Consider the following 792-nt stretch of genomic DNA (forward strand, 5'->3'; position numbering starts at 1 on the left):
AGCACGAACAGCGCCAGCACGAAGTAATACATGTTCATCGGATTGTTGAGATCGATGAAGCCAAACAGATATCCGCGCGGCACGCCCTGCAAGCCGTCCTCGCCATGGGTGAAGGAAGCCTGCAGGCAGAAGAAGAAGAACATCTGCGACAGCGCAAGCGTGATCATCGTCGAATAGATGCCCTGACGGCGAATGGCCAGATAGCCGATGACGAGGCCAAGCGCCGCAGCGGCGAGAATGCCGAGGATCAGCCCCACTTCCGGCGTCACGCCCCATTCCTTCACCGTATGCGCGGTGATATAGGCCGCGCCGCCGAAGAAGGCCGCATGGCCGAACGAGAGAATGCCGGTATAGCCCAGCAGAAGGTTGAAGGCCGAGGCAAACAGCGCAAAGCACAGCATCTTCATCAGGAAGATCGGATAGACCACGAAGGGTGCTGCGGCGAGTGCGACGATGGCGACGATGAGGATGGCGACCGACAGGCTGTTGATCGCCGGTTTGCGGGCCGGGGTGGCGCTATGGCTTGCAGCCGTTGCTTTAAGAGCGGTATCAGCCATATCAGGCCTCCTTCCCGAACAGTCCGGCGGGTCGCACCAGAAGGACGATAGCCATGATAACGAAGATGACGATGCTGGAAGCTTCCGGATAGAAGACCTTGGTGAGCCCTTCGGCCAGGCCCAGCACATAGCCGGTGATGATGGCGCCGAGGATCGAGCCCATGCCGCCGACGACCACCACGGCAAAGACCACGATGATGATGTTGGAGCCCATCAGCGGGCTGACCTGATAGAT

The 792-nt window shown here is 59.6% G+C and carries 1 protein-coding gene and 1 pseudogene; both read right to left on the bottom strand.

The genetic code is table 11. The annotated features are described in order from the left end of the window. A partial coding sequence (locus tag JAU75_RS23875) for a branched-chain amino acid ABC transporter permease (protein WP_199058951.1) occupies positions 1-557 on the bottom strand: 557 nt, incomplete at its 3' end. Position 558: 1 nt separating this feature from the next. Further along, positions 559-792: pseudogene (locus JAU75_RS23880) on the bottom strand (branched-chain amino acid ABC transporter permease); the annotation flags it as partial.

It is taken from the genome of Ochrobactrum sp. Q0168, assembly GCF_016427605.1.
In the GTDB taxonomy this organism is placed as follows: domain Bacteria; phylum Pseudomonadota; class Alphaproteobacteria; order Rhizobiales; family Rhizobiaceae; genus Brucella.